Source organism: Serratia sp. SA088 (assembly GCF_049065515.1).
GTDB lineage: Bacteria > Pseudomonadota > Gammaproteobacteria > Enterobacterales > Enterobacteriaceae > Serratia > Serratia nematodiphila.
In genome coordinates this window covers 344,786-365,905 of the sequence record NZ_JBAKGW010000002.1, presented here as the reverse complement: position 1 = coordinate 365,905, position 21,120 = coordinate 344,786, and the positions used below count along the sequence as shown (strand labels likewise).

Annotated in this window: 21 protein-coding genes; 11 read left to right on the top strand and 10 right to left on the bottom strand. The window is 59.1% G+C overall.

Translation table 11 applies throughout. The annotated features are described in order from the left end of the window. Window positions 1-10: 10 nt before the first annotated feature. The 3 genes from ACOWVD_RS06665 to ACOWVD_RS06655 all read right to left on the bottom strand — a co-directional run bounded on the left by ACOWVD_RS06665 (window position 11) and on the right by ACOWVD_RS06655 (window position 3,907). Entirely contained in the window at window positions 11-2,542 is a 2,532-nt protein-coding gene (locus ACOWVD_RS06665; RefSeq protein ID WP_420286717.1) for a fimbria/pilus outer membrane usher protein, read from the bottom strand. Window positions 2,543-2,562: 20 nt separating this feature from the next. Then, a complete protein-coding gene (locus ACOWVD_RS06660) occupies window positions 2,563-3,285 on the bottom strand; it encodes a fimbrial biogenesis chaperone (protein ID WP_049240242.1) in 723 nt (240 codons plus the stop codon). An 88-nt stretch (window positions 3,286-3,373) separates the two neighbouring features. Next, the gene (locus tag ACOWVD_RS06655; RefSeq protein ID WP_015377562.1) at window positions 3,374-3,907 is read right to left on the bottom strand and encodes a fimbrial protein; all 534 of its coding nucleotides are present in this window, start codon (window positions 3,905-3,907) and stop codon (window positions 3,374-3,376) included. Between the two features lie 480 nt (window positions 3,908-4,387). On the opposite strand from ACOWVD_RS06655, the gene ACOWVD_RS06650 reads away from it, so the two are divergent. Further along, window positions 4,388-4,963, top strand: coding sequence for a helix-turn-helix transcriptional regulator (locus tag ACOWVD_RS06650; RefSeq protein WP_420286716.1), 576 nt, complete (start codon window positions 4,388-4,390; stop codon window positions 4,961-4,963). Window positions 4,964-4,970: 7 nt separating this feature from the next. Here the strand turns inward: ACOWVD_RS06650 and ACOWVD_RS06645 are convergent, their stop codons facing one another. After that, window positions 4,971-5,465, bottom strand: coding sequence for a winged helix-turn-helix transcriptional regulator (locus ACOWVD_RS06645; RefSeq protein ID WP_015377565.1), 495 nt, complete (start codon window positions 5,463-5,465; stop codon window positions 4,971-4,973). A 155-nt stretch (window positions 5,466-5,620) separates the two neighbouring features. Here ACOWVD_RS06645 and ACOWVD_RS06640 point away from each other — a divergent pair, with 155 nt between their 5' ends. Then, window positions 5,621-6,046: a tautomerase family protein gene (locus ACOWVD_RS06640; protein WP_274864285.1), complete on the top strand. Its 426-nt coding sequence runs from the start codon at window positions 5,621-5,623 to the stop codon at window positions 6,044-6,046. Window positions 6,047-6,156: 110 nt separating this feature from the next. Here the strand turns inward: ACOWVD_RS06640 and ACOWVD_RS06635 are convergent, their stop codons facing one another. Continuing rightward, window positions 6,157-7,038: a LysR family transcriptional regulator gene (locus tag ACOWVD_RS06635; protein ID WP_049240238.1), complete on the bottom strand. Its 882-nt coding sequence runs from the start codon at window positions 7,036-7,038 to the stop codon at window positions 6,157-6,159. A 181-nt stretch (window positions 7,039-7,219) separates the two neighbouring features. Between ACOWVD_RS06635 and ACOWVD_RS06630 the strand changes: the two genes are divergently transcribed. After that, window positions 7,220-8,164 carry an amidohydrolase family protein gene (locus ACOWVD_RS06630; protein ID WP_421105512.1) on the top strand — a complete coding sequence of 315 codons (945 nt, stop codon included), beginning with the start codon at window positions 7,220-7,222 and terminating at the stop codon, window positions 8,162-8,164. Between the two features lie 128 nt (window positions 8,165-8,292). On the opposite strand, the gene ychF is transcribed toward ACOWVD_RS06630, so the two are convergent. Next, complete coding sequence (gene ychF, locus ACOWVD_RS06625; RefSeq protein ID WP_033633304.1) at window positions 8,293-9,384, bottom strand: redox-regulated ATPase YchF; 1,092 nt, start codon at window positions 9,382-9,384, stop codon at window positions 8,293-8,295. A 334-nt stretch (window positions 9,385-9,718) separates the two neighbouring features. Between ychF and ACOWVD_RS06620 the strand changes: the two genes are divergently transcribed. Next, window positions 9,719-11,248: a SulP family inorganic anion transporter gene (locus ACOWVD_RS06620; RefSeq protein WP_033633303.1), complete on the top strand. Its 1,530-nt coding sequence runs from the start codon at window positions 9,719-9,721 to the stop codon at window positions 11,246-11,248. Between the two features lie 37 nt (window positions 11,249-11,285). On the opposite strand, the gene pth is transcribed toward ACOWVD_RS06620, so the two are convergent. Beyond that, a complete protein-coding gene (pth, locus tag ACOWVD_RS06615; RefSeq protein ID WP_021504829.1) occupies window positions 11,286-11,876 on the bottom strand; it encodes an aminoacyl-tRNA hydrolase in 591 nt (196 codons plus the stop codon). A gap of 301 nt (window positions 11,877-12,177) precedes the next feature. Here pth and ychH point away from each other — a divergent pair, with 301 nt between their 5' ends. After that, complete coding sequence (gene ychH / locus ACOWVD_RS06610) at window positions 12,178-12,456, top strand: stress-induced protein YchH (RefSeq protein ID WP_004941056.1); 279 nt, start codon at window positions 12,178-12,180, stop codon at window positions 12,454-12,456. 185 nt (window positions 12,457-12,641) lie between these two features. Here the strand turns inward: ychH and prs are convergent, their stop codons facing one another. From prs to lolB, 3 genes are all read right to left on the bottom strand, one after another. Beyond that, window positions 12,642-13,589, bottom strand: a complete 948-nt coding sequence (gene prs, locus ACOWVD_RS06605; RefSeq protein ID WP_004941061.1) for a ribose-phosphate diphosphokinase — start codon at window positions 13,587-13,589, stop codon at window positions 12,642-12,644. Window positions 13,590-13,763: 174 nt separating this feature from the next. Next, window positions 13,764-14,630, bottom strand: coding sequence for a 4-(cytidine 5'-diphospho)-2-C-methyl-D-erythritol kinase (gene ispE, locus ACOWVD_RS06600; protein ID WP_049240236.1), 867 nt, complete (start codon window positions 14,628-14,630; stop codon window positions 13,764-13,766). Then, the gene (gene lolB / locus ACOWVD_RS06595; protein WP_004941069.1) at window positions 14,627-15,250 is read right to left on the bottom strand and encodes a lipoprotein insertase outer membrane protein LolB; all 624 of its coding nucleotides are present in this window, start codon (window positions 15,248-15,250) and stop codon (window positions 14,627-14,629) included. The genes ispE and lolB overlap by 4 nt, the downstream gene beginning before the upstream one ends. Window positions 15,251-15,717: 467 nt before the next feature. On the opposite strand from lolB, the gene hemA reads away from it, so the two are divergent. From hemA to kdsA, 6 genes are read left to right on the top strand one after another with little or no spacing between them, the layout of a single operon-like run. After that, a complete protein-coding gene (gene hemA, locus ACOWVD_RS06590) occupies window positions 15,718-16,980 on the top strand; it encodes a glutamyl-tRNA reductase (RefSeq protein ID WP_004941072.1) in 1,263 nt (420 codons plus the stop codon). 31 nt (window positions 16,981-17,011) lie between these two features. After that, window positions 17,012-18,097 carry a peptide chain release factor 1 gene (prfA, locus tag ACOWVD_RS06585; protein ID WP_033652048.1) on the top strand — a complete coding sequence of 362 codons (1,086 nt, stop codon included), beginning with the start codon at window positions 17,012-17,014 and terminating at the stop codon, window positions 18,095-18,097. Continuing rightward, window positions 18,097-18,930, top strand: a complete 834-nt coding sequence (prmC, locus tag ACOWVD_RS06580; RefSeq protein ID WP_049188211.1) for a peptide chain release factor N(5)-glutamine methyltransferase — start codon at window positions 18,097-18,099, stop codon at window positions 18,928-18,930. The genes prfA and prmC overlap by 1 nt, the downstream gene beginning before the upstream one ends. A gap of 40 nt (window positions 18,931-18,970) precedes the next feature. After that, window positions 18,971-19,372, top strand: a complete 402-nt coding sequence (locus ACOWVD_RS06575) for a SirB2 family protein (RefSeq protein ID WP_170310327.1) — start codon at window positions 18,971-18,973, stop codon at window positions 19,370-19,372. After that, complete coding sequence (gene sirB1, locus ACOWVD_RS06570) at window positions 19,369-20,178, top strand: invasion regulator SirB1 (RefSeq protein ID WP_015377575.1); 810 nt, start codon at window positions 19,369-19,371, stop codon at window positions 20,176-20,178. Before ACOWVD_RS06575 ends, sirB1 begins: the two co-directional genes overlap by 4 nt. 58 nt (window positions 20,179-20,236) lie before the next feature. Continuing rightward, the gene (gene kdsA / locus ACOWVD_RS06565; protein WP_004941087.1) at window positions 20,237-21,091 is read left to right on the top strand and encodes a 3-deoxy-8-phosphooctulonate synthase; all 855 of its coding nucleotides are present in this window, start codon (window positions 20,237-20,239) and stop codon (window positions 21,089-21,091) included. The last annotated feature ends 29 nt before the right edge of the window (window positions 21,092-21,120 follow it).

Genomic DNA, 21,120 nt, shown 5'->3' with positions numbered 1-21,120 from the left:
GTTAAACGGGCTAGCGGCATGGGGAGCTGAGCCGCTGAATCGGGCTGTCTTCCGCGGCGGGCAGGCGATAATGCAGCGTGCACTGCTGGCCGGGCGCGTCGCCCCAGTTCAGCGTCAGTTCGCCGGCGCTCCGATCGCTGCGTAGGTACACCTGGTTGGCCTGGCCGACCATGCCCACGCTGTTGCCTGCCGCGTCAAGGACGTTGGCGCCCATCGGGATCGGTGCGTTATCGGGCCGCTGTGCGGTGATCAGCAGCGCCTGGCCGCGCACGGTGTTGAAGCGCAGGCGCACCGTGGCACCGGCATAAGGAGCCACGCGCCGCTGGCCGTCTTCCAGTTCCGCTTTGTCGTTCATGCCCTCGGGGTTCAGCGCGACGGTGTTGTAGTGATAGGGCACCAGCGACGGAGCCAGCGCATAGCCGAAGCGATCGACGCGCGCGCCCTGGCCGTCCATCACCCGTGCGCCGCTGGCGCCGGGCGCTTCGATCAGGGCGAAGGTGTCGCCGACATACGGCCCTAATGTCACGCCGCCGCGGTGCGCCACCACCGCGCCCTGCAGCGACAGGGAGCCTTGTCGGTACTGGCGCGCGGTGGAGAACGAGCCGGTGACGTTGGCGTAAGGCAGGCGGGTTTGCAGGTTGCCGCCCCAGACGCTTTGTTGGCGATCGTCGTCGGTGGTGAAGTTCAGGCCGTAACTGACCGGCTGTTCGTCGCCGACGCTGCCCGACAGCGCAGCCTGATAGTTGCCGCCCTGACCCTGGCTGTGGTTGGCCAGCAGCGAGACGCTGGGGGCGGATGATGAACGCCCGAGCGGGAAGCTCAGCGACAGGGCGGTGACGGTCTGCGCGTTCTGCGCCAGCGGCGCGCTGTAGACGTTATCCAGCGGCCCGTAGCCGCGGTAGTCGCCGTTGCTGTAGCCCAGGCTGCGGGTGCGGGTGACGGAAAGGTTAAGCGCCACACCGTTGCCGAAGGTTTTCCCCCAGCCCAGCTGGAGCTGATTGTCGCGGCCGCGCTGATCGCGGTAGTCCTGAGTCGAGCCGGACATCGTCAGGCTGCCGAACGCGCCCATGCCCTGATTGACGGCCACCTCGAAACGCGAACGCTGGCGGTAGGAGTCGGACTGCCAGTTTTGGCCGGTAACGGCGGCGCGCCGCACGCCGAGCACGTCGCTGAGATCGCGAAAGCCTTCGGTAGAGTAGCGGTAGCCGGCGATGGATAGCGTGGTGTCTGTCGGGCTGAAGGTTCGGCTGTAAGAGAGGTGCAGCATCCAGCCGGAGGCGCCGCCGTCCGGCAGGCTGGCGTGGGAATAGGTGGTATCCATGCCGAAGGCGCCCAGCCAGCTGCTGTACACGCCGCCCAACATCATCGCCTGGTAGCCGTCCGCCAGCTGATTGCCGAGGTTGAAGGTCAGGGCGTTGGTCAGGCCGTGCTGCCAGGTCACTTCGCTGAACAGATCGTTGTCGCCGACGTAGCGGGAACGGCCGACGATGGCGGAGTAGCGCGACTGGCCGGGGCGAATGGATTCCGGCACCGCGGCGAACGGCACGGTGAAGGTGCTGACGCTGCCGTCGGCTTCGGTCACCACCACGGTCAGATCGCCGGCGTAGTTGGTGGCGTACAGATCGTTGATGGCGAACGGCCCCGGCGCCACGGTGGTTTCGTACAGCGTGCTTTTACCCTGCAGCACCGTCACGCGCGCGTTGCTTTTCGCCACGCCGTGCACCACCGGCGCATAGCCGCGCTGTGAATCCGGCAGCATGCGATCGTCCGAGCTGAGCTGAATGCCGCGAAAGCCCAGGCCGGAGAAGAAGTGCCCGTCGGTAAAGCCTTCGCCCAACAGCATTTCGCTGCGCCAGGGCAGGATTGCGCGCTGCACGTAGCGGCGGCTGGTGTCCAGGTGACCGCCGAACTCCCGATCGTAGCGGTAGCTGGACTGCTGGCGGTAGCGCCAGAGCCCGAGGTTGAATCCGCCGTTCAGGTTGGCGTAGGTCGAATCGAGATCGCGGGTTTGCCCCTGCCGGTAGCTGACGTGGTACTGGTTGAGGTTGTAATTGACGAAGGCCATTGATTCGCCGCTGTCCAGGCTGGCGGGATTGACGCTGCCGCGCGGCCGGCCGTTCAACAGCGCCTGCGGAATGCTGAGATCCAGCCGCAGCCGCGAGATATCGGCGTTCACCATGATGTCCTTCAGATCCCGGCCGGGCAGCAGGCATTCCGCCTCGGCCGCCGGCGGATTCTTCAGCCCGAAGCGCGTCAGCTGCGGCCGATCGAAACAGGGCAGCACCTGCTGGCCTGCGCGCACGAAGCGAATTTGATCGCGCTCGAGAAACTGGCCGTTGAGGTACAGATCGATCTGATAGCTGCCGGGGGCGACGGCGTCCTGCTGGTTGAACTGGCTCAGGGCGCTGTTGCTCAGCACGCTGCCGCGCAGCAGCGCGGGATCGAAGGTGTAGCCGTCGGCGGCGGCGCAGCCCAACGGCAACGCCAGCAGCGCGCAGCACCAGCGTGCGGGCAACGGCGTCGCCTTGCGGACATCGAACATGAAAACCTCCCTGTCTGGTTTCAGCGCGCGACGTTCAGGGTGCGTGTGGTTTCCACCCCGTAGTCATTGATGACGCGCAGCGCGACCTGCCGCACTTCCCCGTTCACCGGCCAATTGGCCTGTGAAAACGGCGGGATCAGATCCGCCTGCGGAATGGCGCTGCGCTTCGCACCGCTCAGAATTACCGCCTGGCTGACGTTGGCGTAGTAGCCGGTCGGGTTGTCGACGCGCAGCGCGTTGCCGACCTGACGCAGGCTAAGGCGATCGATGACGTGGTTGGCGTCGCCGGCCAGCCCGGCCGGGCGATAGAACACTTTCAGCCGGTTGGTGACCACCAGCAGCAGTTTGTTCTTGTCGCTGTCCGTCTGACGCACGGCGGGGACCTGCAGGAAGTTGAGGTAGAACAGCGATTCGCGATCGCGCGCCAGCGGCTGGCCGACGAACGACAGCCGCACCATTTGCCCGCTGTGCGGATCCATGCGGAAGATTTGCGGTGAGGCGACAAAGGGCGCATCGGCATTTTCCGGCGTGGACTGCGGGTTGTTGATGTCGAGCCAGATCTGCATCAGCGCCGGGGCGCCGTCATCGTTGGTGAACTGCAGCGTTTTCTCCCGCGCCTCGGCGGGGTAGATCACGCGGTTGCCGAGCAGCGTTACGCTGGCCAAGGCGTGGGTGGCGGCAAAACTCATCAGGCAAAGCGACAGGGCGGCCCATCGGCGGGCGGAACGGGATATCTGCGGCATAAACGTGAACCGATAAAGAAGCGAGTCATTCAGCGCCGTCCGCTAAGGAACGGCGCTGGCATCAACAGGTATGGCGCCTGACGCCGGCTTATTTGTAGCTAATGGCGAACTGGGCGGTGGCGATCACCGAACCGGCCGCCACGCCGGTGTCTTCCGCGTAGTAGCGGGCCACCAGGTTCTGCGAGGTGGAGGTGGCGTCTTTCGCCAGCGTCATCGCCGACGTGGTGACGGTCGAACCGCTGGCGAACGACAGCGGCGTGGTGGCGTCGCTGTCCAGCAGTTGAATGGACACTTTGGCCGCATCGCCCGCGTTGCCCAGATTGCCGTTGGTGGTCGGGTTGTTGCCCGCCAACACGGTTTTGATCGCCGTATCGCTGGTCGCCGCCGCACAACCCGTGACGTTAACGGTAAAGGTGGTGTCGCCGGCGGTGGCGCCTTTGGTGGCGAGTTTGCTGGCGGCGACGGTCGGCAGCAACACGACCGGGTTGGATTGGTTGCCGTTAATATTCACCGAACAGGTTTGCGTGCTGACTTCGCCTTTGAATTGCACGGTATTGGACGAGGCGGCCGCACAGGCGCCGGAGAGAGCCAGCATGGATAATGCGACTAATTTAACATTCATGTGAAATACCCTTTAATTAACTTTAGAGAAAAGCTTTCCTGACAGTAATAAATTACTGACGTGCGTTTGTTGATTAATCATGTTGCGCAATTGTTTTTTAAACGCGTCGGCAAACATGGATTTTCATCCTAACAAACTAAGAATTTTCCCTATAGGTGTTTTCCGCATGGTAATAAGTTGGTGGTGCGGGTTGTTACATTTATTTTCATTTTTTCTTATATCATACAAAATGGAAAATAGATCTATATCATTGTGTTGCGTTTTTATTGGATCGTCGGTTTTTGTTTATGAAATAATTTGAAACATTCATGCCTTTTTTGCGTGTTAATCAAAGTTCTGGCTGTTGCGTGATTATTTGAAAAACATGTTATCAAGTTGTTTTATATCGGTGTGCTTTGCAGGCGAATTACCCCAAAAAAGAGCAGCGACAAGCCGCCTGAGGTGTGGAAGCATACTTTCACGCTGATAAGGAGAATTAAAGTGAGAGTGATTTATATCGACGGTTCGCCGCTATGCCGTTTGGGGATGAAAACATTATTGGGAGAAGGAGTGATAACCTTATCCTCGCCCAATATTAATATTATTAAAAATATAAGCCCTGCGCCTGATTTAATTATCATGGATTTTCCCCATGAAATTTACCGGTTCGAAGCGTATTTGCGATTTATTCACGCCTCACGTGCTGAATATGAAGGCGTCCGGATACTGTTCTTCGTCGATAAGACTTCGCCGCTGATCCTGGCATTTATCGCGGCGGCGCAGCCGGATGCGATTTTGCACAAACGGGAAGCGCTGCGGGTGGTGCGGGAAACCTGCGCGGCGCTAGTCCGCCGTGAAGAGACGGGCGAACGGCGCGTGGTGAGCCGGCGGGCGGCGGCGATCACGCCTGGCGAGGCGGCGGTGTTGTGTGAAACCGCCCGTACGGAAGATATCCGCCAGACTGCGCGGCGGCTGAATTTGCACCCGAAAACTGTTTATTCGCACCTCAACAATGCCGGCAAGAAGTTCGGCATCCGCAATCGGGTGGAACTGCTGAAGATGATTGCGCTGCTGTAGCGCGCCGTTAACGGGCCTGGCCTACGGCCAGCCGCCATCGCGTGATCTCATCGGCGCCGGGCCCGGCGGCCAGCGCCAGGCTTTGCGGCGGCAGAGATTCGCCGGTCACGGCATCTACCACGCGCAGGGTGGCGGGGTGGCCGGTCACGCGGTCAACTACGCGCAGCGGCGGCCCGGCCAGCTCGGACAGATTCCATTTGTCGCCAATCTGAATCATCGCCATCACCAGCAGCCCGAGATCTTTTCCCTTCTCCGTCGGCAGATACTCGTAGCGATCGGGACGCGTCTGGTATTGCCGCTTTTCGATAAGGCCGTGGCTTTCCAGGGCCTTGAGGCGATCGGTCAGCGTATTGTTGGTGATGCCGGTCGATTGGCGCAAATCGTCATAGCGCGAGAGCCCCAGCAATAGATCGCGCATGAGAATCGCGCCCCAGCGATCGCCCAGTGCCGACAGCACGTGCGCCACCGAGCACGTCATGCCTTCAAACCCTTTTGCTTTCACGTTGCCTTACCTCCGCTTGCCACCTGATTGCCGAGAATGTTATCGCCTCGGCTTGATAACTTCAATAATTGGAGTTATTACTCTTATTATTGGAGTTTTCGTTTAACAACGGCTGATGGCCTGAACGCCGGCCGGAAAACCTAGGAGACAACGCGATGCCACTGTGGCAGATCTACCACCCCGAACCGGCCTTCAGCGCCGCCGATAAACGCGCGATCGCGCAGAAAGTCACCGCCCTGTATCAGGACTTTTTGCCGCGTTTCTACGTCAACGTCTTTTTCCACGCGCTGCCGCCAGGATCGGCGTATCTCGGCGGCGAACCGGCCGATGACTTCGTGCGCGTGACCATCGACCATATCGCGCGCGCCATGGACAACGACGCGGAGCAGCAGCAATTTCTGGCGGCCTGCACCCGCATCCTGCAACCCTACATCGCCGCACGCGGGCTGCGCTGGGAGCTGCACGTGGACGAAACGCCGTTCCCGCTGTGGACGATAGACGGATTGAAACCGCCGGCGCCGGGAACGGCGGCCGGGGAGAGGTGGCGCAAGGAGAACCGGCCTTCGGCGTGGGAGGGGTAGCGGCGTCTTCGGAATGCCTAATGCTTAAAGGCAGCTATGAGTGTCGGTTTTGATCTTCGCGTTCAAAGAGGGGCGAGATTAAGCGTGGGGGGAGGAGAAATCGACGAAAGTCATAGACTACTTTTTACATCTGATATGAAGGCATTAACGATGGCGGATTTTTCATTCTCACGATAGATGAAAAAAAACTCAGTCACGTTATCGACACCGGGGATCGCTCTGTAGGTAATGTTAGGCAGCTTGATTGAGGATAGTGTAGAAGGAACGATAGCGATGCCCAGGCCAGAAGCCACCATGGCGAGCACGCTTAGTGTGCTGTCCAGCCGATAGGAAACCTGGACGTCTTCTTCAAGAATGGCTTTCAGGATACGAAGCTGGCCATCGTCTCCGCTGTTTTCCGAGTAGATGATAAAGTCTCGTCCCGAGAGGTCTTCTTTTTTCAAGGTCTCTTTTTTCGCCAGATCGGAGTCTTCCTGAATCACGACGACCCAGTCAAACTTTTTAATGGGTATAAGGCCGAGCCCCGGTGGGATTTTGAGATCCAGATTGGGGCAGTAGCTGACGTCGATATTTCCGTTGACGATCTCATCGATTTGTTTCCAGTAAGACATCTCTTTGGCGCGGAAGTTAACGCCGGGATGCTCTGCTTTAAATCGATGAATATCGGCGGTGACTAATCCCGCCGCGACGGCATTGCCGACAAATCCGATGCGCACATTGCCATTCTCACCTTTCGCTGCTGCTTTGGTTTCGTCAAGCGCGCTTTTTATTTTTTCATAAATATCCGGTGCATTTTTTAAAAATATCTCTCCTACTTCGGTAAGTTCGACATTGCGGTTGGTGCGAATAAAAAGTGGTGCACCAATTTCTTCTTCCAGCGCTTTTATCTGCATGCTGAAAGCCGACTGTGTAACATGAATTCGCTTAGCCGCCTTGCCGAAATGTTTTTCTTCAACGAGAGCCAAGAATGCCTGGATATGGCGAAAATTCATGGATTAGATTCCTGCATCAGTTGTTCAAAAAAATGAATTGGATATATAGCGACCATGAAAATACCCTCTAATAGAACTCACGTTAAAGTGTAGATTATTTCTGGAATGCGGGTTAGTCAACAACACTCAGCATGTTGCTATCTATTTCAAAGACCGAATATATGCATAGTGGAGGCGTTAAATGAATTCATTAGCCAGAATCGATGTTCATACTCACCTGGTCCCACCTTTTTGGGGCAGCGCGCTGCCCAGCCACGGCGGCGATCCATCCGGTTGGTCTCTGCCCAAATGGACGGCGGACGACCATCTGGGCTATATGGACAAACAGCAAATAGCGACCAGCGTCCTGTCGTTAACCGCGCCGAGCGTGGTTGGCTGGGAAGGCCAGGCGCGCCGCGATATGGCCAGAAAAGTCAATGAGTATACGGCGGATCTGGTGGCGAAATACCCTACGCGGTTTGGTAACTTCGCGACAGTGCCGTTGCCGGACGTTGAGGGGGCGGTGCTGGAAGTGGAGTATGCGCTGGATGTGCTGAAAGCCGATGGCGTGGTGTTATTAACCAACTATGAAGGGGTTTATTTAGGGGATAAAAAGTGGGCTCCGCTTTGGGCTGCACTAAATCAACGCTCTGCCGTTGTTTTCATTCACCCTGGTCATCCCATCATGGATTTGCTGGATGGCGTTCCGGGTCCCTTGGTTGATTATCCGTTTGATACTGCCCGCAATGCCGTCCATATGGTGTTGAACGGCATTATGGACAATTATCCTAACGTGAAAATTATTCTTTCGCATGCTGGCGGATTCCTGCCTTATGCCGTTCTGCGCTTTACATTGCTGGCGGAATCGCTTAATCCAAATGGGCCGTCAGCTCAGGAATTGAACGATAAATTTAAGCGTTTTTATTTTGATACCGCATTGTCTTCCGGCCCGAATGCATTTTCCAGCCTACTGACGTTTGCGAATCATAACAATATTCTGTTCGGCAGCGATTATCCTTATGCACCGGAGTCCGTCGCCGCTAAGTTTAATCATATTCTCGACGCCGAAACAAACCTGACGGATGCGCAGAAAGTAAGTTTCAACCGGAATAATGCTCTTGCACTTTTCCCGCGGTTAAATAAATAAGGGTTTCTGCTGGGGCGATGCCGCACTGCTTCAAGCGCTGGCGGGTTCCTTCCCGAGAATAAAAAATCCACGCCGAAGCGTGGATTTTTCCGTTTCCGGCCGCGGAGAGAAACGCTGCGGGGAAGGGGTTAGACGTTGAACAAGAAGTTCATCACGTCGCCGTCTTTGACGATGTAGTCTTTACCTTCGGAACGCATTTTGCCGGCTTCTTTGGCGCCTTGCTCACCCTTGTAGGTGATGAAGTCGTCATAGGAGATGGTTTGGGCGCGGATAAAGCCTTTCTCGAAGTCGGTGTGGATCTTGCCGGCCGCCTGCGGGGCAGTGGCGCCTACCGGGATGGTCCAGGCACGCACTTCTTTCACGCCGGCGGTGAAGTAGGTTTGCAGGTTCAGCAGTTCATAACCTGCGCGGATCACGCGGTTCAGACCCGGCTCTTCCAGGCCCAGCTCGGCCATGAACTCGTCGCGCTCTTCGTCTTCCAGCTCGGCGATGTCGGATTCCACGGCGGCGCACACGGCGACCACTACGGAGCCTTCGGCGTCGGCGATTTTACGCACGGTGTCCAGGTACGGGTTGTTCTCGAAGCCGTCTTCGTTGACGTTGGCGATGTACATGGTCGGCTTCAGCGTCAGGAAGCTCAGGTATTTGATCGCCGCCTTGTCTTCCGCGGTCAGATCCAGCGCGCGCAGCATGCCGGCGTTTTCCAGGTGCGGCAGGCATTTCTCCAGCGCTGCGAGCTCGGCTTTAGCGTCTTTGTCGCCGCCTTTGGCTTTCTTCTGCACACGGTGGATGGCGCGCTCGCAGGTGTCCAGGTCAGACAGCGCCAGCTCGGTGTTGATCACGTCGATGTCTTCGGCAGGATCGACCTTGTTGTTGACGTGGATGATGTTGTCGTTCTCGAAGCAGCGCACTACGTGGCCGATGGCTTCGGTTTCGCGGATGTTGGTCAGGAACTGGTTGCCCAGGCCTTCACCTTTGGACGCGCCTTTCACCAGGCCGGCGATGTCGACGAATTCCATGGTGGTCGGCAGAATGCGCTGCGGCTTGACGATCTCGGCCAGCTTATCCAGACGCGGATCGGGCATCGGCACCACACCGGTGTTCGGTTCAATGGTGCAGAACGGGAAGTTGGCTGCTTCAATGCCCGCTTTGGTCAACGCGTTGAACAGGGTGGATTTGCCTACGTTAGGCAGGCCGACGATACCGCATTTGAATCCCATGTTGTAATCACCTTAAATATCTTAACTATCAGCCGGTTAGGTTTAATCGACTGCATAAAGGGCAAAATAATGCCGCCATTATACACGTAATGGGCGTTTATCTCGATCAGACTTGCTTGGCCGGGGCGAACGCAGCGCGGACGGCCGGTTTTTATTTGAGATTTGCATCACATTTACCCATACTGGCCATTCCGATTAACCGACAGGAAACGCGCCGGATGTATTTCTTGCCTACGCCACCCTGAGCTGTGCCCGCCTGCACTCTGCCGCCCCTTGCGGCTCCCCATACCCGCTACGCGGGGAGATGATGTCATCTGTCATAAGTGAATAATGCATGTTTAACCTGAGTAACGTCAGGATCGCGGACGTTAAAAATGAAGTCCTGGCGGGCTTTGTGGTGGCGGTTTCGATGATCCCCGAGGCGGTCGGCTTTTCGCTGGTCGCCGGTCTTTCGCCGATTGTCGGCTTGCATACCGCGTTTATTATCGGCCTGGTCACGGCGCTGTTCGGCGGCAAACCGGGCATGGTTTCCGGCGCCGCCGGCTCCATTGTGGTGGTGCTGATGAGCCTGGCGGCGCAGTACGGCATGGGTTACGTGCTGTGGGCCACGCTGTTTGCTGGGGCGATTCAAATCCTGATCGGCGCCTTCCGGCTGGGCAAGTTCATTCGTCTGGTGCCGCTGCCGGCGATCCACGGCTTCGTCAACGGCCTGGCGATCGTCATCATGCTGGCGCAGCTGAAGATGATCGCCGGGCAGGGGCCGCTGATGTACGGCCTGGTGGCGCTGGCGATTGCGGTGGTGGTGCTGTTCCCGCGCCTGACCAAGGCCATTCCGTCTTCGCTGGCGGCGCTGCTGGTGGTCTCGGCGTTGGCCATCGGCCTCAACCTGCACACGCTGCGGGTGGGCGATCTGGCGGACATTTCCGGCGCGCTGCCGCACTTTAGTCTGCCGACGGCGCCGTTTACCCTGGAGATGGTGCGGGTGGTGCTGCCCTATGCGGTGGTGATCGCCCTGGTCGGTTTGATTGAATCGCTGCTGACCATGACGGTGCTGGATGAAATGGGCGGCAAGAAGGGCAACGGCAATCGCGAGAGTATCGCGCAGGGCGCCGGTAACGCGGTATGCGGCCTGTTCGGCTGCTTCGCCGGCTGCGCGATGATCGGCCAGTCGATCATCAACTTCACCTCGGGCGGGCGCGGGCGCATCTCCGGCACGGTGGGCGCCATCCTGCTGATTCTGTTCGTGGTCAGCCTGTCGCGCTATATCGGCCTGCTGCCGGTGGCGGCGCTGGCCGGGGTGATGCTGGTGGTGTGTTACAACACCTTCGAGTGGAGCTCGCTGCGCCGCTTGCGCCGCATGCCGAAAGCCGACGCGCTGGTAATGATCGTCGTCACGCTGATCACCATCTTTACCGATCTGGCGGTGGCGGTGATCAGCGGGGTGATTATCTCGGCGCTGGTGTTCGCCTGGCAGCAGGCGCGCATCCGCGTGCGCCAGCGGCAGGTGACGGGCGACGTGGCGGTGTATCAACTGGATGGCCCGCTGTTCTTCGGCTCCGCCGCGGCTTTCGCCGAGCTGTTCGATCCGCAGAGCGATGCGCAGAATGTGGTGCTGGATTTTGCCGGCACCCGGGTGATGGATTCCAGCGGCGTGGAGGCGATCGATAAGCTGACGGCGCGTTATCTGGCGGCGGGGAAAAGCATTCGTCTGCGCCACCTGAGCGCTGACTGCGTGCGCTTGCTCAAACGCGCCGGGCCGTTCTGCAGCCATGAGCTGGACGATCCGCAGTATTACGTGGCGGAAGAGGGGTTCACCGCCGATGAGCGCCGCGTGGGCGAGGAAACCTTCAACCCGCGCGGCTAAAAGCAGGCAGCGGGCCGGGCGCCCGCTGCGGCAAGGTTCAGGCCTGCGCCTTGAAGCTGTGCAGGCGCTGAACGGTTTTTTCCAGCCCGTCCTTCATCAGCATTTCGGTGCAGCGCAGCGACTCGTCGATCGCTTCGTCAATCATCTTCTGTTCGCTGGCCGGCGGCTTGCCGAGCACGAAGCCCACCACCTTGTTCTTGTCGCCCGGATGGCCGATACCGATGCGCAGGCGATAGAAGTTCGGGTTGTTGCCGAACTTGTTTTGGATGTCTTTCAGGCCGTTGTGGCCACCGTTGCCACCGCCGAGCTTGATTTTGGCCACGCCGGGCGGCAGATCCAGCTCGTCGTGCGCCACCAGGATCTCGCTGGGTTCGATGCGGTAGAAATTGGCCATCGCCAGCACTGCTTTGCCACTCAGGTTCATAAAGGTGGTCGGCACCAGCAGGCGCACGTCGTTGCCCGCCAGGTTCAAACGGGCGGTGTAGCCGAAGAACTTGCTCTCTTCTTTTAACTGCTGATTGTGGCGCTGGGCCAGCAGATCGACGTACCAGGCGCCGGCGTTGTGGCGTGTCTGGGCGTATTCCGCGCCCGGGTTGGCCAGGCCGACTATCAATTTAATACTGCTCACTGGGAGATTCGCTATGATCAGGGTAATGGAAAGGGCCTTAGTCTACCTGTCGGGGCGATGAATGACAAAACCCGATCTCTGCCGTCGCCCTGGGTAAGAAAGACGAATGATTCATTAGCTGAATAATTCAATTTGTCCGCTAATTTTCAGCGCCGTGTTAAGAAGTGTCAATAATTCTTTACCATTTGTGATCGCCTCCGCAATCCCCTTGCCGCAACAGGGACTATACTTAACTTATCAAAGTGGGTTAACAAGTTGCAGCGTTATCCCGGTTGGCACATGGCAATCATGGAGGTGGCATATGAAACGTAGAAGCGCGGACAGAGTGGGCAACTTTTTTATGGGGCTGGGGCTGGTCGTGATGATCGGCGGCGTCGGATACTCAATTATTGCTGAAGTATCCCAGTTCAATCTGCCGCAATTTTTCGCCCACGGCGCCATCATGAGCATCTTCGTCGGCGCGCTGTTGTGGCTGGTGGGCGCGCGTATCGGCGGCCGCGAACAGGTGGCGGATCGTTACTGGTGGGTAAAACACTTTGATAAACGGTGCCGCAACGATCAACATCGTTCGTCGCATTGATTAAAAAAGCAGAAGGGAAGCAAGAGCGGGGCAAGGGAACATCTGCCGTGCATTAAGGTTTGAGGTCATGTCGGACTACAAGTAGAAAACCCGTTGTTGCTCGCGCACCAACGGGTTTTTCTTTTTCTGCTGTCGGGCGCGCTATCTTTCCGGCGCAGTGGGCGCCGCACCGGAAAGACGACGAATTAATGCTCGAACATCGCAGAGATCGACTCTTCGTTGCTGATGCGGCGGATGGCTTCAGCCAGCATGCCGGACAGGGTCAGAGTGCGAACGTTTTTCAGTGCCTTGATTTCCGGCGACAGCGGAATGGTGTCGCAGACGATCACTTCATCAATCACCGAGTTCTTGATGTTGTCCACGGCGTTGCCGGAGAAGATCGGGTGCGTCGCGTAGGCGAATACGCGCTTGGCACCGCGTTCTTTCAACGCTTCAGCCGCTTTACACAAGGTGCCGCCGGTGTCGATCATGTCGTCGACCAGCACGCAGTCGCGGCCTGCCACGTCACCGATGATGTGCATCACCTGAGAAACGTTCGCGCGCGGGCGGCGTTTGTCGATGATGGCCATGTCGGTGTCGTTCAGCAGTTTGGCGATGGCGCGGGCGCGCACGACGCCGCCGATGTCCGGGGAAACCACGATCGGGTTTTCCAGGTTCTGCTGCAGCATGTCTTCCAGCAGGATCGGGCTGCCGAACACGTTGTCTACCGGTACGTCGAAGAAGCCTTGAATCTGCTCAGCATGCAGATCCACCGTCAGAACGCGGTCAACCCCTACGCTGGAGAGGAAATCGGCAACCACCTTGGCGGTGATTGGCACACGCGCGGAACGCACGCGGCGATCCTGGCGGGCATAGCCGAAGTAAGGGATAACGGCGGTAATACGACCTGCGGAGGCGCGACGCAGGGCGTCGACCATCACAACCAGTTCCATCAGGTTGTCGTTGGTCGGGGCACAGGTGGACTGGATGATGAAAATATCACCGCCGCGTACATTTTCGTTGATTTGCACGCTCACTTCGCCGTCGCTAAAACGACCTACAGCGGCGTCACCAAGGCTGGTGTACAAACGGTTGGCAATACGTTGTGCTAGTTCCGGGGTGGCGTTACCAGCAAAAAGCTTCATATCAGGCACGAGAAGAACCTCAGGCTTGCGTCCAGAGAAGATATTGTCATACGACATCGCCAAGGGGCAGTCGGCGACGCCGGCGCAATATACATACGGGTATGTAAAACTAAAATTGAGACCGCAGGCAGCGCAGGGATAACAGGGCCAGGTGTGCATGACCCTGCGCAGCGAAACGTTGAGCTACGACTCAAACCGCCCGGAACGAATGCGATGTAGTGGGGAGACGTTAACGCCGCGCGCTACAAAACCACACAACCACTCCGGGGCTTGATTTAACACCTGACGGGCGGCGATTTCTGTGTCGAATTCAGCAAACACACAAGCACCTGTGCCAGTCAGGCGTGACGGGGCGTATTCTAACAGCCATGAAAGAAGCTGTTCAACCTCGCGAAAACGTTTTCTTGCGATCGGTTCGCAATCATTTGCGTACGGCGCCTGCAACAGCTCACTTAAGGAGCGAACCGGGGTGTCTCTTTGCAATTCGGGGTCGCCGAAGATAAGCGGTGTCGGGATACCGACGCCAGGATGCGCCACCAGATACCATTTTTCCTGCGGCTCGGCCGGCTGCAGGCGCTCGCCGATGCCTTCGGCGAAGGCGGCGTGGCCGCGCACGAACACCGGCACGTCGGCGCCAAGGCTGAGTCCCAGCTCTGCCAGTTGGTCGTCGTCAAGGCCGCAGCGCCACAGTTCGTTCAGCGCCACCAGCACGGTGGCGGCGTTGGAGGAGCCGCCGCCCAAACCTCCGCCCATCGGCAGGCGCTTGTCGATGCTGATGTCGGCGCCGCGCGGTGCGGTCTGCAGACCCTGTTCATCACAATAGCGCTGCAGCAGGCGGGCGGCGCGCACGATCAGGTTCTGCTCGTCCGGCACGCCGTCGACCGGCGTCAGCAGGTTAATGCGATCGTCCTGGCGCGGGTCAATGGTCAGGGTGTCGCCGTAGTCCAAAAACTGGAACAGCGTCTGCAGCAGGTGATAGCCGTCTTCACGACGGCCGGTGATGTACAGAAACAGGTTGAGCTTCGCGGGGGAGGGCCACTGGCGGATCATTTGAGCGTCCAGTTATCCATTTTCAGTTTGATGCGTTGGTCGCCCTGCTGCAGCTCCAGACGGTTCGGCAGCGTCGGCTGCACCTCGGTGCTGTAGCTCTGGTAATCCACCTTCCAGGTTTGACCGCCTTGTTGGTAGGTCAGTTTGCTCAGGCGATATTGGTCATCCAGCGCAAAATCGCTGGCTTCGCCCGGCAGGCCGACCATCCACTGGCGCAGGTTGTTCAGCGGGATCGCCATCCCGGTCAGCTTGCGGATCATCTCTTCCGGGTTGTCGCTGACGTAGCGTTTGCCCTGGTTGTCGGTCAGCTGCACCACGTTTTTCTGTACGTTGAGATCCATTTCCGTGCTGCCCAGCGGGTTAGTCAGCAGCAGGCGGTAGCGCTCCGGCGAAAACTGCTGCCAGAAGAAGCGGGCATAGACTTTTTTCTGATCAGACAAGTAGGCGAAGGAGCCGCGGGTCTGATAGGTGCTAAGCTGCTGCACCGCCTGCTCATGGGCGCGCCACTGCGGTGAGGTCGGGCTGGTGGCCGGGCCGGTTGGCTTGGTGGTGGTACAGGCGGCCAGCACCAGGCTGGCCAGCGGGATCAGACGGAGCAAACTAACTTTGCGTATTGGCATAACTTTTTCTTGTCCTTTTGTCCTTGCGGGCATGCGCGACGAAACCCGGATTCAGCGCTCACGCTAACGGGGTGGCGGCGGCGCGTCAATTTTTTGCTGCATCGCGTTGAATCTTGCCGCGTTTATCGGCGTAGTGCCAACGCGGCGCGCGCGTCGGGGTTGCCATTAAGCGTAACACAATCGCCTGAAGGCGGGGGAGGCGCTCCCGATAAGCGGTGCAGAGTTGCGCAAACGCCGCCGTTATGTGCGCCGAATAGCGTGCGCGTCTTCGCAAACTGCGCTAAAATTTAAACCATCTGCCTACCCTTTGACTATTTATCCCGCTGTATTTATTACTTATTCATTAATTGATGTCGTCTATGACAGCGATTGAACGGAAGATGCGGTTGTTACTTTTATTGATCCCGCGCATCAAGTAGAATGCCGTTCAACGAGAACCCGTACCAACAGAAGTATTACTCGAAGCAATGACCCTGCTGGCGTTAGGTATAAATCACAAAACCGCTCCGGTTTCTCTGCGTGAAAGGGTGACCTTCTCGCCAGAGTCCATCGATGAGGCGCTGACCAGCTTGCTCCAACAACCGTTGGTGCAGGGCGGCGTCGTGTTGTCCACCTGCAACCGCACCGAGCTGTACCTCAGCGTGGAGCAGCAGGAGCACATGCACGAACAGCTGGTCGCCTGGCTGTGCGCCTACCACAATCTGCGTCCGGAAGAGGTGAAGAAAAGCCTCTACTGGCATCAAGGCAATGACGCGGTCAGCCATCTGATGCGGGTGGCCAGCGGGTTGGATTCGCTGGTGCTGGGCGAACCGCAAATCCTCGGCCAGGTGAAAAAGGCCTTCGCAGAATCCCAACGCGGCCAGTCGCTGTCCGGCGAGCTGGAGCGCCTGTTCCAGAAATCCTTCTCCGTCGCCAAGCGCGTGCGCACCGAAACCGAAATCGGCGCCAGCGCGGTCTCCGTGGCTTTCGCCGCCTGTACGCTGGCGCGGCAGATCTTCGAATCGCTGGCCGATCTCAACGTCTTGCTGGTGGGCGCCGGTGAAACCATCGAGCTGGTGGCGCGCCACCTGCGCGAACACAAAGTGCGGCATATGATCATCGCTAACCGCACCCGCGAGCGCGCGCAATTGCTGGCGGAGGAAGTCGGCGCGGAAGTGATCACTCTGCCGGAGATCGACGAACGCCTGGCGGACGCCGACATCATTATCAGTTCCACCGCCAGCCCGCTGCCGATCATCGGCAAGGGGATGGTGGAGCGGGCGCTGAAAGCGCGCCGCAACCAGCCGATGCTGCTGGTGGATATCGCCGTACCGCGCGATATTGAGCCGGAGGTCGGCAAACTGGCCAACGCCTATCTGTACAGCGTGGACGATCTGCACGCCATCATTCAAAGCAACCTGGCGCAGCGCAAAGCGGCGGCGGTGCAGGCGGAGTCGATCGTACAGCAGGAAAGCACCAACTTCATGGCCTGGCTGCGTTCGCAGGGCGCGGTGGAAACCATCCGCGACTACCGCTCGCAGGCCGACCAGATCCGCGCAGAAATGGAGGCCAAAGCGCTGGCCGCCATCGCGCAGGGCGCCAACGTGGAGCAGGTTATTCACGAGCTGGCCCATAAACTGACCAACCGTCTTATTCATGCCCCCACCAAATCCCTCCAGCAGGCCGCCGGCGACGGCGACGTGGAGCGGTTGCAGTTATTACGCGACAGCCTCGGGCTGGATCAGCATTAGTTTTCTCTATTAACAGGGTTTATTACCACGCATGAAGCCTTCTATTGTTGCCAAACTGGAAGCGTTACAAGAGCGCCATGAAGAAGTGCAGGCGCTGCTCGGCGATGCCGGCGTCATCGCCGATCAAGACCGGTTCCGCGCGCTGTCGCGAGAATACGCGCAGCTGACCGACGTCAGCCGCTGCTTCCTGGAATGGCGTCAGGTGCAGGAGGATCTGGAAACGGCGGAAATGATGCTGGACGATCCGGAGATGCGCGAGATGGCGCAGGAAGAGCTGAAACAGGCGCGGGCGAGCAGCGAAGAGCTGGAACAGCAGCTGCAGGTGTTGCTGCTGCCGAAAGATCCGGATGATGAGCGCAGCTGCTTCCTTGAAGTGCGCGCCGGCACCGGCGGCGATGAGGCGGCGATCTTCGCCGGCGATCTGTTCCGCATGTACAGCCGTTACGCCGAAGGCCGCCGCTGGCGCGTCGAGGTGATGAGCGCCAACGAAGGCGAACACGGCGGCTTCAAAGAAGTGATCGCCAAAGTTTCCGGCGACGGCGTGTACGGCCAACTGAAGTTTGAATCCGGCGGCCACCGCGTGCAGCGCGTGCCGGAAACCGAATCCCAGGGGCGCATCCACACCTCCGCCTGCACCGTGGCGGTGATGCCGGAAGTGCCGGAAGCCGAGCTGCCGGACATCAACCCGGGCGATCTGAAAATCGACACCTTCCGTTCCTCCGGCGCCGGCGGTCAGCACGTTAACACCACCGATTCGGCGATCCGCATTACCCACCTGCCGACCGGCATCGTGGTGGAGTGCCAGGACGAACGTTCACAGCACAAAAACAAAGCCAAGGCGATGTCGGTGCTGGGCGCGCGCATTCGCGCCGCCGAGATGGCCAAGCGCCAGCAAGCCGAGGCGTCCACTCGCCGCAACCTGCTGGGCAGCGGCGATCGTTCCGATCGCAACCGCACCTACAACTTCCCGCAGGGGCGGGTGACCGACCACCGCATCAACCTGACGCTCTACCGTCTGGATGAAGTGATGGAAGGCAAACTGGACATGCTGATCCAGCCGATCGTGCAGGAGTATCAGGCCGATCAGCTGGCTGCGCTGTCCGCCGAGCAAGAGTGATGGATTATCAACACTGGCTGAAAGCCGCCGCCGCGCGTTTGACCCACAGCGACAGCGCCCGGCGTGACGCGGAAATCCTGTTGGGTTTCGTGACCGGCAAGGCCAGAACCTTCCTGATGGCGTTCGGGGAAACCCTGCTGACGCCGCCGCAGCAACAGCAGCTGGAGACGCTGCTGGCGCGCCGCGAACGCGGTGAGCCGGTGGCCTATCTGGTGGGCGAGCGCGAGTTTTGGTCGCTGCCGCTGTCGGTCTCGCCCGCGACGCTGATCCCGCGCCCGGATACCGAATGCCTGGTGGAACTGGCGCTGGCGCGCCTGCCGCCGCAACCCTGCCACTTCCTCGATCTCGGCACCGGCACCGGCGCCATCGCGCTGGCGCTGGCCAGCGAGCGCCCGGATTGTTCGGCTATCGGCGTCGATGTGCAGCCGGAGGCGGTTGCGCTGGCGCAGCACAATGCGCACAAGCTGAAGATCGACAACGTCCGATTTTTACAGGGCAGCTGGTTTGCGCCCGTCGCGGGGCAACGTTTCGCGCTGATCGCCAGCAATCCGCCCTATATCGATGCCGCCGATCCGCATTTGTCGCAGGGCGACGTGCGCTTCGAGCCGGGCAGTGCGCTGGTCGCCGCCGAGCACGGGTTGGCGGATCTGGCCGCCATCGTGCGCCAGGCGCCGCACTATCTGCAGCCGCAGGGCTGGCTGCTGTTGGAACATGGCTGGCAGCAGGGTGAGAGCGTGCGCGCGCTGCTGCAGGCCGCCGGATTTTCCGCTGTCGCCACCCACCGTGATTACGGCGACAACGACCGCGTGACGCTCGGCCAATGGCCGGGATAAGCGCCCTCATAATAACGACGCCCGGGCCATTTAAGGGAGCATCATGACTGCATACACCGCGTTGAAACATTTCCATTTGCTGACGGTCGCCATCAGTATTACCTTGTTTGTGCTGCGTTTCTTTTGGCAGTGGCGCCGTTCGCCGATCATGGGGCGCCGCTGGGTCAAGATAGCGCCGCACCTGAATGACACGCTGCTGTTCGTCAGCGGCATCGCGCTGGTGGCGACGTTCGGGTTTTATCCGCTGCTGGGTATGGACTCATGGCTGACCGAGAAGCTGTTTGGCGTTATTATCTATATCCTGCTTGGCTACGTCGCATTGGGCAAGAAGACCAAAAGTCAGCGGCTGCGAACCGTGGCGTTCGTGCTGGCGTTGGGCTGCCTGTACCTGATAATTAAACTTGCCACGACGAAAATACCGTTTCTGATGGGATACCTATGAGTAGCATTGCTGATTTTGAATTTAACACCTCGCCGCTGAGCGAAGGGGTGATCCTGGTGTCGCAGTCGGTGCGGCGCGATTTCCCGGCTGCCGACGTGGAGCGCAAGCTGCAACAGCTGGTGGACGAAGCGCGCGCGGTGGTGCCGGCCGATATCACTCAGGAGCAGCAACTGGATGCGCTCATTGAACTGTTCTACAAGACCTGGGGATTCGGCGGCGCCAGCGGCGTGTACCGCCTGTCGGACGCCATCTGGCTGGACAAGGTGCTGGAGGGGCGGCAGGGCACGCCGGTTTCGCTCGGCACCATCTTCCTGCACATCGCCAACGCGCTGGATCTGCCGCTGCTGCCGGTGATTTTCCCCACTCAGCTGATCCTGCGCGCCGATTGGCTGGATGAAGAGCTGTGGCTGATCAACCCGCTGAACGGCGAAACCCTGAGCGAACACCAGCTGGAAGTGTGGATTAAGGGCAACCTGGGCTTGGGTGCCGAGCTGGAAGACGACGATCTCGACGAATCCGAGAACATCATGGTGGTGCGCAAGATGCTGGATACGCTGAAGGCCGCTCTGATGGAAGAAAAGCAGCTGGAAATGGCGCTGCGCACCAGTGAAACGGTGTTGTGCTTCGATCCGGAAGATCCGTACGAGATCCGCGACCGCGGGCTGATTTACGCCCAGCTGGAGTGCAACCATATCGCGATTTCCGATCTCAACTATTTTGTCGAGCAGTGCCCTGAAGACCCGGTCAGCGAAGTGATCAAAGTGCAGATCCATTCGATTGAGCCGAAACAGGTGACGCTGCATTAATTTAATGACTCCGTGCAGTTTGCAAGGCGACGGTTACAACCTTAACAAAGGCGAAAGCATGAAACAGAAAGTGGTTAGCATTGGCGACATCGACGTAGCAAACGACCTGCCGTTTGTGCTGTTTGGCGGTATGAACGTGCTGGAATCGCGCGATCTGGCGATGAGCATCTGCGAGCACTACGTCACCGTGACGCAAAAACTGGGCATTCCTTACGTATTCAAAGCCTCTTTCGACAAGGCCAACCGTTCTTCCATTCACTCGTACCGCGGTCCGGGCCTGGAAGAAGGGATGAAGATCTTCGAAGAGCTGAAAAAAACCTTCGGCGTGAAAATCATCACCGACGTGCACGAAGCGGCACAGGCGCAGCCGGTTTCTGAAGTGGTTGACGTGATCCAGCTGCCGGCCTTCCTGGCGCGTCAGACCGATCTGGTGGAAGCGATGGCGAAAACCGGCGCGGTGATCAACGTCAAGAAGCCGCAGTTCGTCAGCCCGGGGCAGATGGGCAACATCGTCGACAAGTTCAAAGAGGGCGGCAACGACCAGGTGATCCTGTGCGATCGCGGCAGCAACTTTGGCTATGACAACCTGGTGGTCGACATGCTGGGCATCAACGTGATGAAGAACGTGACCGGCGGCCATCCGGTGATCTTCGACGTGACCCACGCGCTGCAGACCCGCGATCCGTTCGGCGCCGCGTCCGGCGGCCGTCGCGCTCAGGTGGCCGAGCTGGCGCGTGCCGGCATGGCGGTTGGCCTGGCAGGGCTGTTCCTCGAGGCGCACCCGGATCCGAACAACGCCAAGTGCGACGGACCGTCCGCGCTGCCGTTGGACAAGCTGGAACCGTTCCTGGCGCAGATGAAAGCCATCGACGACCTGGTGAAGAGCTTCCCGGAGCTGGATACCAGCAACTAAGCGCTCATCGCCAAAAAAAAGCCCGACGC